The sequence below is a fragment of the Pseudoalteromonas sp. NH0006-26 genome, from assembly GCF_057552415.1.
The window spans coordinates 27,767-43,542 of sequence record NZ_BAAJMJ010000005.1 but is presented as its reverse complement, the minus strand read 5'-3'; the positions used below and the strand labels follow the sequence as shown (position 1 = coordinate 43,542).

Annotated in this window: 14 protein-coding genes and 1 tRNA gene; 5 read left to right on the top strand and 10 right to left on the bottom strand. The window is 40.4% G+C overall.

The window, feature by feature from the left end:
- Window positions 1–2: 2 nt before the first annotated feature.
- The 9 genes from tolB to AC27JR_RS08980 all read right to left on the bottom strand — a co-directional run bounded on the left by tolB (window position 3) and on the right by AC27JR_RS08980 (window position 9,778).
- A complete protein-coding gene (tolB, locus tag AC27JR_RS09020) occupies window positions 3–1,361 on the bottom strand; it encodes a Tol-Pal system beta propeller repeat protein TolB (protein WP_008468400.1) in 1,359 nt (452 codons plus the stop codon).
- An 8-nt stretch (window positions 1,362–1,369) separates the two neighbouring features.
- Window positions 1,370–2,275 (bottom strand): cell envelope integrity protein TolA, encoded by a 906-nt coding sequence (tolA, locus tag AC27JR_RS09015; RefSeq protein ID WP_008114140.1) that lies wholly within the window; start codon window positions 2,273–2,275, stop codon window positions 1,370–1,372.
- A 4-nt stretch (window positions 2,276–2,279) separates the two neighbouring features.
- Window positions 2,280–2,711: a protein TolR gene (tolR, locus tag AC27JR_RS09010; RefSeq protein WP_008114139.1), complete on the bottom strand. Its 432-nt coding sequence runs from the start codon at window positions 2,709–2,711 to the stop codon at window positions 2,280–2,282.
- Complete coding sequence (tolQ, locus tag AC27JR_RS09005; RefSeq protein ID WP_008114137.1) at window positions 2,698–3,402, bottom strand: protein TolQ; 705 nt, start codon at window positions 3,400–3,402, stop codon at window positions 2,698–2,700. The genes tolR and tolQ overlap by 14 nt, the downstream gene beginning before the upstream one ends.
- 879 nt (window positions 3,403–4,281) lie before the next feature.
- Window positions 4,282–5,289, bottom strand: coding sequence for a Holliday junction branch migration DNA helicase RuvB (gene ruvB, locus AC27JR_RS09000; RefSeq protein ID WP_008468403.1), 1,008 nt, complete (start codon window positions 5,287–5,289; stop codon window positions 4,282–4,284).
- Between the two features lie 7 nt (window positions 5,290–5,296).
- Entirely contained in the window at window positions 5,297–5,914 is a 618-nt protein-coding gene (ruvA, locus tag AC27JR_RS08995) for a Holliday junction branch migration protein RuvA (protein ID WP_008114133.1), read from the bottom strand.
- A gap of 2 nt (window positions 5,915–5,916) precedes the next feature.
- Window positions 5,917–6,441 (bottom strand): crossover junction endodeoxyribonuclease RuvC, encoded by a 525-nt coding sequence (gene ruvC / locus AC27JR_RS08990; RefSeq protein WP_008114131.1) that lies wholly within the window; start codon window positions 6,439–6,441, stop codon window positions 5,917–5,919.
- Between the two features lie 132 nt (window positions 6,442–6,573).
- Complete coding sequence (locus tag AC27JR_RS08985) at window positions 6,574–9,075, bottom strand: ABC transporter permease (RefSeq protein WP_076919149.1); 2,502 nt, start codon at window positions 9,073–9,075, stop codon at window positions 6,574–6,576.
- Window positions 9,065–9,778, bottom strand: a complete 714-nt coding sequence (locus AC27JR_RS08980) for an ABC transporter ATP-binding protein (protein ID WP_487173514.1) — start codon at window positions 9,776–9,778, stop codon at window positions 9,065–9,067. The genes AC27JR_RS08985 and AC27JR_RS08980 overlap by 11 nt, the downstream gene beginning before the upstream one ends.
- Here AC27JR_RS08980 and AC27JR_RS08975 point away from each other — a divergent pair, their 5' ends adjacent.
- From AC27JR_RS08975 to AC27JR_RS08955, 5 genes are all read left to right on the top strand, one after another.
- Window positions 9,779–10,402, top strand: coding sequence for an arylesterase (locus AC27JR_RS08975; protein ID WP_008114125.1), 624 nt, complete (start codon window positions 9,779–9,781; stop codon window positions 10,400–10,402).
- Window positions 10,403–10,518: 116 nt separating this feature from the next.
- A tRNA-Pro gene (locus AC27JR_RS08970) sits at window positions 10,519–10,595 on the top strand.
- Between the two features lie 625 nt (window positions 10,596–11,220).
- Window positions 11,221–12,702 carry a PAS domain-containing sensor histidine kinase gene (locus tag AC27JR_RS08965; protein WP_487173377.1) on the top strand — a complete coding sequence of 494 codons (1,482 nt, stop codon included), beginning with the start codon at window positions 11,221–11,223 and terminating at the stop codon, window positions 12,700–12,702.
- On the top strand, window positions 12,699–13,121 hold the full coding sequence (locus AC27JR_RS08960) for a response regulator (protein ID WP_008114117.1): 423 nt from the start codon (window positions 12,699–12,701) through the stop codon (window positions 13,119–13,121). Before AC27JR_RS08965 ends, AC27JR_RS08960 begins: the two co-directional genes overlap by 4 nt.
- Before the next feature lie 24 nt (window positions 13,122–13,145).
- Window positions 13,146–14,867 (top strand): two-component system response regulator, encoded by a 1,722-nt coding sequence (locus AC27JR_RS08955; RefSeq protein WP_487173376.1) that lies wholly within the window; start codon window positions 13,146–13,148, stop codon window positions 14,865–14,867.
- A gap of 155 nt (window positions 14,868–15,022) precedes the next feature.
- On the opposite strand, the gene AC27JR_RS08950 is transcribed toward AC27JR_RS08955, so the two are convergent.
- Window positions 15,023–15,595: a methyltransferase gene (locus AC27JR_RS08950; protein ID WP_487173375.1), complete on the bottom strand. Its 573-nt coding sequence runs from the start codon at window positions 15,593–15,595 to the stop codon at window positions 15,023–15,025.
- Between the last annotated feature and the right edge of the window lie 181 nt (window positions 15,596–15,776).

The window sequence follows — 15,776 nt, the reverse complement described above, 5'->3', positions numbered from 1 at the left end:
TATTACTGTAAATATGGCGACCAAGCCGGTGCCTTTACTTGTCCATCAAGCACAGGTAAGCGTGCTTTAAAACGGCCGTCCATCGATACTAGCGCAAGTACCTGTTTATTATTATGGAGCGTGCTATATATAATCATCGAGCCATTTGGCGCTATGCTCGGCGATTCATCAAGGCGAGTTCGGGTTAAAACTTGGAACGCACCTGTAGCCAACTCTTTCTTAGCAAGATGATACTGTCCGTTAGTACGGTTTACCATCACTAATTCTTTTCCGTCTGGCGAAATAGAACCCGCTAGGTTCATGTCACCGTCAAAGGTTAATCTTTGAGATCTGCCAGTTTTTAAATTTAACTTATAAATCTGAGCATTACCACCCCTTTCCGACGTAAATACTATATCTTGACCATTTGGGTACCACGAAGGTTCGGTATCTATACTGCGATGGCGAGTTAATCGTGTCTCTTTACGTGTTAGTAAGTCTAATAAGTAAACCTCAGTTGCACCAGTTTTATCTTTTGACAGCACTAACAGTAGCTTTTTACCGTCTGGCGAGAACTGCGGCGCACCGTTAATTCCTTTATAGCTGGTGATCAATTCACGTTTACCGGTATAAATGTCTTGAATAAAAATTTGGCTCTGCCGATTTTCGAACGTTACATACGCTAATTTAGTCCCATCGGGCGACCATACTGGCGACATTAATGGCTCTTTTGAGCGCAATAATACTTGTTCATTAAAGCCATCGTAGTCAGCAACTACTAACTGATAAGGCTTTTCATCAGTATCACGAACAATAACATAGGCTATTTTTGTTAAAAACGCGCCTTTTTCACCGGTAAGTTTTTCATAAATTACATCACTGATGCGGTGCGAGTAACGACGAAAGCCAGTTTCACCAATCACGCTTTGACGCGCTTCTAAAATATGATCTTGGCTTTGAATCAGCTTACCGCTGCTCATCATTTGTGTTTCACCGCCAGTGATTTGGCCGCGAATAACATCAACCAGCTCATATCGCACTAAATAGCGTCCGTTGGTTTGCTGTTCTACTTCACCAACCAATACAGCCTCTACACCTTGATTTACCCAAGCACTGTAATCAATATCCGCATCTTTGTGAGGTTGTTGCGGCATTTGCGACACACTCACAGGCTTAAACTTGCCGCTGCGCATTAAATCGGCAGCAATTACATCACTTAGCTGCTCTGGAATAGGACCAATACCTTGGTATTTAAATGGCACAATCGCAATCGGTCTTGCGCCGTCTATACCTTCAGTAATAACAATTTCAAGTGCTGCATGTGCCACACTTTGAAATCCTAATATTAAAACTAAACAGGCTATTTTAATTTTGTTAAACATGTCATCCCTTAAAACTCTGGCGCGATGGTTATATTAATATTCTTTAGTTGCTCGAATACGTCTTTGTCTTTAGATACCGGTAATGTGTCGGCCATGCGAACGGCTCTTAATGCAGCCTCACACACTAACTTATCACCGCCTAACGATTTTACCTGCGTTACTAGCCCATTAAATCCAAGACGGATATTAATGCGGCATTGCTGGTTTTTCATTTTTTCATCAATTAGTAAGTTTTGTTGAATACGCGCCATAATTAGAGCGCGGAATTTATCAACTTCACTGACTACTTGCTGTTGACGTATTTTATTACGAGCCGCCTGCTCTTTGGCAAGTTGCTCTTGCAGCATTTGTTCTTGCAATGCTTGCTGACGTTTACGTTCTGCTTCTTCAGCGCGTTTTTTACGCTCTTCTTCAGCTTTTTTAAGTGCCGCTTCTTCCGCTTTGCGTTTATCGGCAGCTGCTTTTGCTGCGTTTTCAGCTTCTTGCTTTTGCTTTTCGGCTTGCTTAGCTTTTGCTCGCTCGCGCTGTTCTATTTCTCGGGCTTTTTTAGCTTGTGCTTGCGCTTCTGCGGTTTCTTTTTCTTTCGCTCTGCGCTGCTGTTCAAGCTTTTTAATGCGCCTTGCTTCAGCTTCACGCTGTTTACGTGCATCGGCTGCTCTGCGTTCTAAATCGCGAATGCGTTTATCTTCAGCACGCTTTTTATCATCTTCTTTCTTTTTAAGCTCAGCTATTTTTTGCTCAACTTGCTTTTGATCAACCGTAACCGCCGAAACCGCTTTCTCTGGTTCAGGAATAGCCGCATTAAGCGTCACTTCCATTACTTTAGGTTTAGGAGGATGAATGTTTGCTGACGCATACAAAAACCCACCTAACGCTAAATGCAGCAATACTGATTTAATTAATGAACTACTCATACAGTTACTTGGTCCCCTCAAAGGATTCGGTCATTAACCCGACCGACGGTACACCTGCATTTTTTAAAAAGTCCATTAACAGTAACACTTCCTGATACGACACTTTACCCGAGCCTTTTATCATCACAGGCACATCAGGGTTTTTCATTAGTTGTAGTTTAATTACTGCAGCCACATCTAATGCTTCCATTGGCTCTTCAGGATCGGTACCTACACTTACGTAATACTTACCATCGGCATCAATAGAGGCAATAATGGGTGGCGTGTCCTTGGTATCGACTAAGTCCGACTCTTCCATTTTTGGTAGGTCTACTTTTACACCATGAGTAATTAACGGCGCAGTGGCCATAAATATAATAAGCAGCACCAACATTACATCAATGTATGGTACTACATTAATTTCTGCGACTGGGCGACGCTTTTTACGCTGGTACATTCGCTTGAGCCTCTATTTGGGTAGCTGCTTGACGGTGTAAGATATTGGCAAATTCTTCCATAAAGTTAATGTAGTGAGATTCTAACTTTTCAACTTTATTAGCAAATCGGTTGTAAGCAATAACAGCTGGAATTGCCGCAAACAAACCCATTGCTGTAGCAATTAGTGCCTCTGCGATACCGGGTGCAACCATTTGTAAGGTTGCTTGCTTTACTTCACCTAGAGCAATAAAGGCATTCATAATACCCCACACCGTACCAAATAAGCCGATGTATGGGCTAATTGAACCCACTGTTGCTAAAAACGATAAGCTTGATTCTAGTTTTTCTATTTCACGAGAAAGCGCAACCCGCATCGAACGGTGTGTGCCTTCCATTACAATGCCCGCACTTTGAAAGGTATTTTTTTTATGACGTGCAAATTCTTTAAAGCCTGAAGTGAATAACGCTTCAATGCCAGCTGATTGGCCACCGCGTGATGAAATTTCGTTATATAGTTTACTTAGGTCAACACCAGACCAAAAACGTTGCTCAAATTTTTTGGCATTTGCTAAGGCGTCAGAGATGGCTTTTTTACGTTGAAAAATAATAGCCCACGACATAACCGACATAGCAACCAACGCTAGCATTACTAATTGCACAAGCAAACTGGCTTCTAGAATTAGATCTAAAAAATTAAGCCCTGATCCCACGTTAAACTCCTAAATAATTAAAAAACATCAAATTGATTTATTTGAGTAAGGTAACTTAGCAATACATTCGCCACCATTAAAGTTTAGCTAGTGTATCTAGTGTATTTCCTGCTGACAACGATATTGCTGTGAATAGACAACAAAAAACGTTAAAAAAACAGCTTTACTCAATATTTACTATTTAACTCTTGTTCTACTGTATAAATAAATAACAACAAGGCTGTATATTAGCGCGCTTAGATTCACTAAAGAGTTACAAAAACACGCTGTTTATTCAAAATTAATGCATAAGCACTCATAATTACCACATCCTTACCTTAACGTAATAGTAAAACTAATACCGAACGTTAATATGTTAATATACATAAACAAAGCATTTCATTAACTTATAGAATTAATGATTAATTAACATGCAACAATAAGCTAAAACAAAAAACCGCTGCTATTAGTTTTTTTTATCTGAAAATATAAATTTTCTAGTTTGAACAAATTGTGTCGCTTCGGTATTATTCTCCCATACCGAGCTAGCGCATTAAATGAAAGCTATTTCATTGAATCCAGTTCCTCGTAATATGATTTATTTCGTATTACTTTTTTACTTCTTGGGGTATGACCTCAACAAGTAAAACGTAGTTCCCTAGATTACTTCCTTAAACTTGTTGTTTGCCCGCATTTTTTGCGGGCTTTTTTTTGCCTGCAATTTAGCAAACCATCTAAATTCGGCCTAAACACTGTCACAGCAGGCGAACAATAGCCTGATATGTCTTAACGCTCAGTGAATTATTGGCAAAGTAAAATACGTCTCAATTTATCTTTGCCCATACTAAAAAGCCACTGTCGTTAAAATGACAGTGGCTTTAGAAAGAATCTAATTAATCTTTAATCTTTTTTAGGTAACAAACCAAAATGATGGTACGCATTATCCGACACAATTCGTCCGCGTGGCGTGCGCTGAATAAACCCTTGTTGAATTAAAAACGGCTCAATCACATCTTCTATGGTTTCTTTTTCTTCGCCTATGGCCGCGGCTAGGTTATCAAGACCAACGGGGCCACCCATAAATTTTTCAATAATGGCGAGTAAATATTTGCGGTCCATGTAATCAAAACCACTTTTATCAACATCAATCATATCGAGGGCTTGTTGAGCAACCTCAGCATTAACCGTACCATCTGATTTAACTTGGGTGTAATCGCGCACACGGCGCAATAAACGGTTTGCAATACGCGGCGTGCCACGAGAGCGCTTGGCTATTTCGGCGGCGCCATCGTCACACATTACTAAATCAAGGTAATGCGCTGAGCGCCCCACAATATGCGATAAGTCTTCCACAGAATAAAACTCTAAACGCTGTACAATACCAAAGCGGTCACGCAGTGGTGAGGTTAATGACCCCGCACGGGTAGTTGCGCCAATTAAAGTAAATGCAGGTAAATCAAGCTTAATAGAGCGTGCTGCTGGCCCTTCACCTATCATTATATCGAGCTGGTAATCTTCCATTGCAGGGTAGAGTATTTCTTCTACTTGCGGGCTTAAGCGATGTATTTCATCAATAAATAGTACATCACCCTCTTCAAGGTTAGTAAGCAATGCTGCCAAATCGCCGGCTTTTTCAAGCACAGGGCCCGAGGTGGTTTTAATATTTACATTTAGCTCATTGGCTACAATATTAGCAAGTGTGGTTTTACCTAAGCCTGGCGGACCAAATATTAATAAATGATCCAACGCTTCGCTGCGGCTTCGCGCAGCTTCAATAAATATTTCCATTTGTTGCTTAACATGCGGCTGACCACGGTAGTCAGCCAGTAACTTAGGCCTAATAGCACGGTCTATGGTGTCTTCATTGGTTTTTTCAGCAGCATCTATTAAGCGATCAGCTTCGATCATAATTTACTCACAGCATTGATTTCAAAGATTCTTTAATTAGAACCTCAGTCGACATATCGGGTTTGCTTACTGATTTTACTGCTTTTTGCGCTTGTGGCAATTTATAACCGAGCGCCACTAACGCCGAAACCGCATCATCGGCCGCATTATTGGCTATAGTTGCATCGCTCGCAGGCTCTATTACGGCGCTATCGCTAAACGGGGTAAATAAATCGTTGCCCCAATTTTTTAATCGATCTTTCATTTCGAGCACTAAACGCTCTGCGGTTTTTTTACCCACACCTGGCAATTTAACCAAAGCGGTAGCATCTTCATTATTTACGCAACTTACAAACTGCTGCGCCGACATACCAGACAAAATAGCTAAACCCAATTTTGGCCCTACGCCATTGGCTTTTAACAGCTCTCTAAATAAGGCTCGTTCGGTTTTATTATTAAAGCCAAACAATAACTGTGCGTCTTCGCGTACTACAAAGTGAGTGTACACAATGGCGTTGTCGCCGACTTTGGGTAAATCATAAAAACAGGTCATTGGCATCTGTACTTCGTAGCCAACACCACTCACTTCTAATAATATTTCTGGGGGCTGTTTTTCAACTAACACGCCGTTTAAGCGACCTATCATTGTTATTTCCTTAGACGTCCTCTAACGGTTTTGCTTGCGCTACCCGCTAGTTTTATTAAATTTTGTTCAGAGTGAGCATGGCAAATCGCAATCGCGAGTGCATCTGCTGCATCGGCTTGTGGCGTACCCGGCAGTTTAAGTATATTTTTAACCATATGTTGTACTTGCGATTTATCGGCACCACCGTTACCCACTACAGCTTGCTTTATTTGCCGTGCTGAGTATTCAAACACTGGTAAGTCGGCCATAGAGGCACCGACAATGGCAGCACCACGAGCTTGACCAAGTTTTAAAGCAGAATCAGGGTTATGCGCCATAAATACTTTTTCTATAGCGAATGTTTCAGGCGAAAACTGCTCTATAAGCTGCGTAATACCTTGGTAGATCATTTTAAGTCGGGTGGGAAAGTCGTGATCGGCTAATTTAATACAGCCACTGCCTAAGTAAGTAAACTTAGCACCTTGGTGCGCAACCACACCGTAACCCGTTAAACGCGAGCCCGGATCGATCCCTAAAATAATGGCCAAACAGCACTCTCATTATTGTTATTCATTAATAATGCTAATAATGCCAGAGCACTGTATAAATTACCAGTACCAAGCCAAAACAAAAATGCCTACTTAAAAAGTAGGCATTTAAACGCTATTTGGCCGCAAAGTTTACGCTAAAGCGCGCACTAAGCCTTGAGTATTTTGTTTGAGCGTACGAGCAATCATAAAATAGCCTAACCCTGCTACAAACACGCCACCAGCAACGGGGCCAATAATCCAAATATTAGGATGCAGCTTACCTGCCAAATCAAACATTTGCTGCTGTACTATTAACAGTGCTATATCACTGAAAAATGCAGCGACTAGTCCGGCTAAACCGCCCAGTAATAAAAACTCATACAAGGTGGCATTTTTTATTAATCGGCTTTTAGCGCCTAACGTACGCAATATTACAATTTCTTGCATGCGCTCACCTAAGCTTGCTTGCACCTGCGATATTAATACCAACGCACCACATAGCACCACAATAGCCAATACAAAACCAATGGCTAACGACACTTGTTCAATAGTCGATTGTATTTGCTTAACAAAGTTATCTACATCAATTGCTGTAATCGTGGGATATGTACGTAATAACTGGCTAAAGTCGCGCTTTTGCTCAGGCTCAATGCGTACCGATGAAATATAGGTCGCCGGAAAGTCGCTTAGTACATCAGGGCTTAAAATAATAAAAAAGTTAGGCTTGAGGGTAGCCCAATTTACTTTTCGCACACTGGTTATTTTAGCGTCGAACGACTGCGCACCAATTAAAAACGTGAGGGTATCGCCCATTTTCACATCTAGGCGCTGCATCATCGACTCTTCAAGTGAGGCCTCAGCTACGGCGTCATCGCCAAACCACTGGCCATCGATAATGTCATTTTGTGAAGGAACGTCATCAAGCCAGGTTAAGTTAAGTTCGCGACCAATGCCTGAGCGGGCTTCTTCGTCTTTTTTCTCGTTGTCTTGCAGTGACACTTCACGCGCAACCGCTTCACCGTTGACGGCATTTACGCGACCACGAATAGTCGGGTAAAACTCCGACACCTGAATGCCCTTTTGTGCTAAATATTCATTAACTGGATCCAGTTCATTTTGCGTGATGTTAACTAAAAAAGCGTTAGGCGCATCACTTGGCAATTGTGACTGCCAATCAGAAATAATATCGTTTTTAAGCACAATTAAAAATAATAGTAATTTAATCGCTAACGAAAAACTAATTAACTGCACTGCATTAACATTGGCGCGCTTTTGAATAGACGCAATAGCCAACGACCAGCTGTTACCCGGCTTTAAGCCAAGCTTGCGGCCACCACCAAATATTAACTTAGAAATTAAAAATAACACCAAAATAAGCGCAAGCGTTGAGACAAACAAAATAAGGGTAATTTTAATGTTATTACTAAATAACCACATTAATAAAAACACGGTGAGTGCACTTAGCCCTAAATGAATTTTACTTACCGCAAGGCGATCGCCTAAATTACGGCGAAGCACTCTAAGTGGTGGAATATCAAATAAGTCTAACAATGGCTTAATAGAAAACATAACCGCACAAATAACCCCGGTGCTAATCGCCACCAGCCAAGGTTTAAAGCCCGCCATGGGCAGTTCGGTGCCCATACTTTTAGCTAAATAACCGGTAGCCAGCTCTTGCAAACCATAGCCAATAGCTAGACCAACAACCACCGCCATGGTACATACCATTAATAAGTGCATAAGGTAAATTTTGCGGATCATATCGCGGCTGCCGCCTAAGGTTTTCATCATTGCGACTGGGTCGTATTGGCGCTCACAATAGCGCTTAGCCGATACTGCAATAGCAACCGCGGCTAAAATAATCCCTAGCAAACCGGCTAATAACAAAAAGCTTTCAGCTCTGTTTAAGCTATTTGAAATAGGCGATTGGCGATCTTTTACACCATACCAATTTTGGTTTTCTTTAAGTTGGGGTTTTAACCAATCGTAAAAACTGTTGATATCGCTTTCATCACCTGCATACAACTGGCGGTAAAATACACGGCTACCGGGCTGTATTACTTCAGTTTTTGGTACATCGGCAATGTTTATTAATACTCTGCGGCTACTAGAGAACACATTAAACGGCGCATCAGGTTCTTCTACAATCACCTTTTCTACATTGAATAACGCAGCACCCAGCTCAACTTGGTCGCCTACGTTTATGTTTAAACTGTAAAAAACCGATTCACTTAGCCACACGTTACCTGGTGTTGGTGCACTCGGGGCAACTTCTGTTTCAGCGTTTAAGCCAGACTTAACTTTTAACTGACCTTTAAGCGGGTAACTGTTTGACGCAGCTTTTACTGAGCTAAATTGCATTTCATCGTTTGCAAACAACATAGTGTCAAAATACACCATTTGAGCTGTTTCAAGGTTTTGCTGCTCAGCTTGAGTAATAAAAGCGGTATCTATGGCGTGGTTACTGGCCAATACTCTATCTGCTGCTATAAATGCACTGCTTTTTTGGGCAATACTTTCTGCTATTCGCTCGGTCACCATAGATAAAGTAAGCACGGTTAATACCGCTAAAGCAATGGCAGCACTTATTACGGTTAGTTCACCACGGCGAAACTCACGAGAAAATAGTTTAAGCGCTAATTTAGCCCACATTTGCCATTTCCTCAGTTGAGTTATGTACCAGCTCACCGGCTTCAATCTGAATAATACGTTCACACTTTTGCGCCAGTGCTTCATCGTGGGTAACTAAAATAAGCGTAGTACCATTTTGCTTATTTAAATCAAATAATAACGACTCAATCATATGGCCATTTTTGCTATCTAAGTTAGCTGATGGCTCATCGGCAAATAATATTTTTGGTGAACCCACAAATGCACGGGCAATGGCAACACGCTGTTGCTCACCACCAGATAACTGCGACGGGTAATGATCAATACGATGGCTCAAGCCAACCTTTTCAAGTAGCGCGAGCGCTTGCTCTTTAGCGTCGTGTTCGCCAGCAAGCTCAGCGGGTAGCATCACATTTTCAAGTGCGGTTAAACTTTGCACCAACATAAAAGACTGAAACACAAAGCCAACTTTAGCGGCTCTCAGTGCTGCTCGCGCTTCTTCATCTAACTTGTGCAAAGGCTCACCATCTAACATTACCTCGCCACTGCTGGCGGTATCAAGCCCTGCTAGCAAGCTCAATAATGTAGACTTACCGGAACCAGAGGTGCCTACTACGGCAACAGACTCGCCATGCTTGACATTAAAGCTGATGTCGCTGAGGATGGACAACTCACCTTCAAAGGTGGTAACCACTTTAGATAGACCATTTACTTGAATTATATTTAATTGAGAAAGCGCTGACATATGACTCATTCAATCCTACGTTGTGTATTCATTTTATTTTTAGTTATTAACCCACTACACGCGGCAGCTAACAACACGATTTTAATACTTGGTGATAGTTTAAGCGCAGCCTATGGCTTAAAACAAGAACAAGGCTGGGTGCAATTGTTACAAGATAAATACGATGCCAAGCAACGCCCTATCAACTTAGTTAATGCCAGTATTAGCGGCGAAACCACCGGCGGTGCATTGCGCCGATTAGACGCGCTACTTGAGCAATATCAACCCACTCACGTACTTATTGAGCTCGGTGCTAATGATGGCCTACGCGGTTTTCCTATCACTAAAATGCAGGCTAACTTGACGGCTTTAATTGAAAAAAGCCAAGCTGCAGATGCGCAAACCGCACTTATGGAAATATATATTCCACCTAACTATGGCCCGCGTTACAGTAAAATGTTTACCGATAGTTTTGCCAGTGTTAGTGAAGCTACCGACTCGCATTTAATGCCGTTTTTTGTGCTTAAAGTAGCAGGAAAAAGCGAGCTAATGCAAAACGATAACTTACACCCTAACAAAACTGCCCAACCAATACTACGAGATGAAATGTATAACACGATCAACCAGTGGTTAAATAAAGACTAAGGCCGTGTAAAACACTCTGCGCAAGCGCTTAAAACTAAGCGCTTGCGCAATAAACATCCAAACAAACAAAAGCTTATTGATTTTTTTATAAATACACGTACTATTGCTATCGAAGTCGGTATGTGGCGCAGCTTGGTAGCGCACTGTCATGGGGTGGCAGGGGTCGAGAGTTCGAATCTCTCCATACCGACCATTAATCCCTCTTTAAATTCTATTTTCTCTAGTTAAAACTATTTTCCTGTCGTACTACCTAATTTAATAATAAAAAATATCGCACATTTATCGCACCAACCAATTTATTGACTGTTTTTCTGCTTTTTTGATTTCAAAGGTATTGAGGTTATGTGACGCCTCACTTAAATACTTTTCAAATAATAAAGAAGCACGTATTTACTTTTACTTTCTGATGTATTGGCTTGAGTTTATTGATATGCAGCTGTGGGCAGGCATTCAATAAGTATGATGTCTGAAGTCAAGATTTGGCCTTTTCTATACATTAGTTTGTTTTCAAGCCATGCCGAGCGCCAATAAATAGTTAACACAAATAGTAGCCGTACTAAAATCAGCATTTTTGAATCCTTTGCGATAGAGTGTAGGGTTATCTAAAACAAAGCTATATCTAATAAGCACTACAACTAATATTCCCCACCCCAACCCTAAATCAATATGCCTTTTTCACCTATAACGACTCGCTAAAATATAAGAAGAAATTATTAAAATGGGTATTTAAATAACATGATCTTCCTCTAAGTTTGCTGTTCATTACTTGTTCGACTATTACTATATTATGGGAACTAAATTTACTTGCCGGATGCTTGATGGACCTTAAAAAAGTAAATAAAAAATCTAATTCGCCAAGTGCAAATGTAAATATGGATGAAGCATTTTTAACTCAGCTAGTTAATTGTTTACCCATGGGGGCAATGATAGTTAATACTGATGCTCAGATCCTTTTTGCCAATAGTCAACTATCTGAAATACTAGGCTATGAGGGTTCAAAACTCATAGGAATGAACATAGATAGTTTACTTCCGGCGCAATTTAAAGCCAATCATACCCATTTGATGAGTCAGTTTTTTGCTAACCCTCGAAAACGCTTAATGGGTGAAGGCCGTGAGTTATTTGCGAGTCAAAAAAATGGTAAGCAAATCCCAATCGAAATAGGCTTAAACCCAATACACGGACAACAAGAATTAGTTTTAGCCACACTGGTTGATATATCGCAAAGGCTGCGCGCAAATAATATGTTCCAACGATCTATTCAGGCTGCACCTCATGGTGTGTTAATAGTCGACCAAGCGGGCATTATACAAGCGGTAAATCAATCGTTATGTAAATCTTTTGGCTACAGTGAAATAGAACTACTCGATAAAAAAATGGAAATGTTATTACCGCAGCGCTACCAAGGGCATCACTCTGCCCTTCGTCATTCATTTCACCGTGAGCCCAGTGTCAGAAGGATGGGAGTAGGCAGAGATTTAACCGCCTTACACAAAGACGGTAAAGAATTCCCCGTTGAGGTGGGATTGAGCCCTTTTATAAATACCAATGACGAAGATATGGTGTTTGTGTCGTTATTAGATATAACAGAACGAAAACGAATGGAAACTGAGCTAAAAGAAAATAACACTAGCCTGAAAGAGTTTACCTATGTGGCTTCTCATGATTTACGCTCTCCATTGCGGGGCATTTCAAACTTAATTGAATGGATAAAAGAAGATTTAGGCACTACTACAGCTGAAGTGGAATATAACTTAACACGTATTGATGACCGTATTCATAAAATGGAGACGTTAATTGATAATTTATTGGCCTATGCAAGAGCTGGCAAAGCTACCCCAAATACTCAAGTAATCGATATGCATAAATTAATTTCTAACGTTACCGAACTGTTAGATTTACCGGCTGGAATGAAGCTTCATAAAGACATTCAATTAAATACCATTGTCACTGCATGGACGCCGCTTGAAACCGTTGTTCGTAATTTGCTAAGTAATGCCATTAAACACCATGACAGTAAAGAGGGAACTATAGAGATTCGTTGTGTAGCAGAAAATACGCTTTGCCATATAACGGTTACTGATGATGGCCCCGGTATACCAGCAGAGGCTTACGAGCGTATTTTTAGTTTATTTCAAACAACCTCAGATGATAAGTCGGGTTCAGGTATAGGCTTGTCTATTAGTAGGCGCCTCGCACAAACTCATGGTGGGCGTATTTCTGTTAGTTCAAATGAGCCGCAAAAAGGCTCTACATTTCATGTTTGGTGGCCGCGCTTTGCAAGGAAAGAAAATTTATGATCAAAAATCTGTCTATACTGCTTGTTGAGGATGACGATGTTGCCGCAGAAGCCGTAACAAGAAGCTTAAGAAAAGTTGATCCTAAAATTAAAATAATTTGGAAAGAAAACGGAAAACTTGCGCTCGATGCATTACGAGAAAAAGCACAACAAAAAGAAATATCAGAGCCCTACTTAGTATTGCTAGACCTGAATATGCCAGTGATGAATGGCTTTGAGTTTTTAGAACATATTCGTAAAGATAAAAAATTAAACAATACCGTTGTATTTATCCTAACAACCTCAAATGAGGATAACGATCGCACTCGCGCGTACCATAACAACGTAGCAGGTTATATGGTTAAACATGCAATTGGCCCGCAGTTTGCCAAATTAGCGACACTTATGGATGCTTATATACATGCCGTTGAGCTTGAATAAGCCATCTTAGCAAGAGATATGGATATGATAACTTCAATAGATCACTTTGAAACCTGCGACAGTATTAACCTACTCATTGTTGATGACGATGCGGTTGATAGAGAGCAAATACGCCGTATGATATCTCGCTCTAATATACAGGCGAAAATTTCAGAGGCATCCTCTATTGAAAGCTCGATGTCTTATCTTGAGCATGGGGAGTTTGATTGTGTCATAGTTGATTATCGATTAGGTATCGGCTCGGGGCTTACCTTGCTAGATAATATTAGAAAGTCTGTTAATAACCATTGTGCTGTGATTATGGTCACAGGCTTGGGAGATGAAAAAATAGCAGCAGAAGCTATGCGGCTAGGAGCAAGCGATTATTTACTTAAAAACCAATTAAAAAGCGCTCAGTTGATACACTCTATATCTAGCTCCATTCAACGCGCAAGCTTAGAAAAAAAACTTCATGACATGGCACACTACGATAGCCTAACAGGCTTAGCAAGCCGCCCTATTTTAATTGATCAACTTCAACAGGCCATTAAATCTAAGCAAAAGCTCGCCGTTGCCTATTTAGATTTAGATAACTTTAAACCCATTAATGACAAATACGGTCATGAAACCGGTGATTTCGTGTTAAAAACCATTGCCCAGAGGCTACAAAGTACATTACGTAAAGAAGATACACTCGCGCGTATCGGCGGAGATGAGTTTATCTTTTTATTAAGGGGGGCTGCGCACACGATACAAGAATATGAGATTCTGTTACAAGAGGTGCTGATTGAGGTAAACGATCCGATAAAATTAGCAGAGTTTTCGTGCTCTGTTCAAATTTCAGCTAGTGTTGGCGTTGCGCTTCCTAATAATGATGGCTTAAGCTGCGATGACGTTTTACGCCGAGCCGACCAAACCATGTACCAAGCTAAAAGGTCTGGGACAAACCGAATTCTGTTTTTTGATCCGGAAGAAGAAAGTCTAAGGCATGCTAAACATGATTTATTATTGGCTGCCGAGAAAGGCATTGCCCGTAAAGAATTTATTTTACATTATCAACCAAAGGTCAATTTGATGGATCACCAGTTGATTGGCGTTGAAGCCCTAATACGCTGGAATCACCCTACTTTGGGTTTACTTTACCCAGGTCACTTTTCAGAGGTATTAGAGCACCCACACATTGGGATATTGATTGGCGAATGGGTACTCGCTGAAGCCCTAAAACAACATAAAATTTGGACAAGAAATCACCTTTGTATGAGTGTAAATATCTCGCCAGCCCATTTACTTAGTGAAGGCTTTGTTGAAAACCTCAGAGAGTTACTCATCAGCACCAATAATATAAAGCCAAAAACACTCGAGTTGGAAATTTTAGAGAGCACCACAATTGGAAATGTTGACCAAGCAGTCGACGTGCTCAATGGCTGTCGAAATTTAGGGGTGAGTATTGCTTTAGACGACTTTGGCACAGGTTACGCTTCTTTGAGTTATTTAAAAAAATTACCTTTAGATACACTAAAAATAGACCAAAGCTTTGTTAAAAAACTCCTATCAGACCAGGAAGACAAGTCTATCGTTACCTGTATCGTGGCGCTAAGTAAAGCATTTGGGTATAACCTAGTAGCAGAGGGGATAGAGTCACAAGAGCTCGAAAAAGTGCTTATAGGCATGGGTTGCTATCATGGACAAGGCTATTATATTGCCAAACCAATGTCTGCAGATAACATGAACTTATGGATAAAAAATATGACATCAGCTAAGCACTAACACTAAACAATATCTCTCTATGTTCGCATTTATTATCCCAGTAAAATAGCAAATCACTTCAGCTTGCGCTCATCATTACGCTCTTTATTTTGATCGTTTTAAAAAACCTTTTTGCTAATTTAACCATAAAATTTGCTGGTTCTAATTAAATACCGCTATTGAGGTTGCCAGTGGTACACATAAATAGGTGTTTGGTAAAAATCTTTAAGTTTGATCACGTTAGTTGGTTTATATGAAGGCAAAGCAAAAGTGTTACTCACAATAGTGATGTTTTTAAACAATTCATGTTTTAACTTATCTTCAAGCGCTAGCATACCACCTGGAAACAAGTAACATACCAAAGTAGACGCAGCACTGAGATCGGCACTTTTAAAGTCTTTTCGATAGAGAGTAAGGTTATCTAAACCCAAACTATATTTAAAAAGAACTGAAATCATCCAAGGAAACCAAGATAACTCATAGCCAATAATCTGGTTCTTAGGGTGTTTTTTGGCAACCGCTATAACGAGCGTTCCCCACCCTGAACCTAAATCAATTAATGCGCCCTTTTCATCCATGTTTATTTCAGCAAGCATAGCTTGGCGCGCTTTACTTGAACTCATCATCGGTGAAATTCCCGTTTTTAGCGTACCCCAAACAATAGAGAAGGCTATTAGAAGAACTAAAAAGAAAAGTGCGATAGCAATAAATTCCATACTACTAACCTCTGTTAACTGTTGAATAGTCATAATTTCACTTTGGTGATTATTCGCTTTTACATAGTAAAACCATTACATAGCGTGGCATTTGAGTAAATTTATTTTAAATTTAACAACTGGTTAAAAGCATTCAAACTCACAAAAAAAGCGCCATTTGGCGCTTTTTAGATTAGGGTCTGTTGACCTTTGCGGATTAAAATCTGTTCAAACT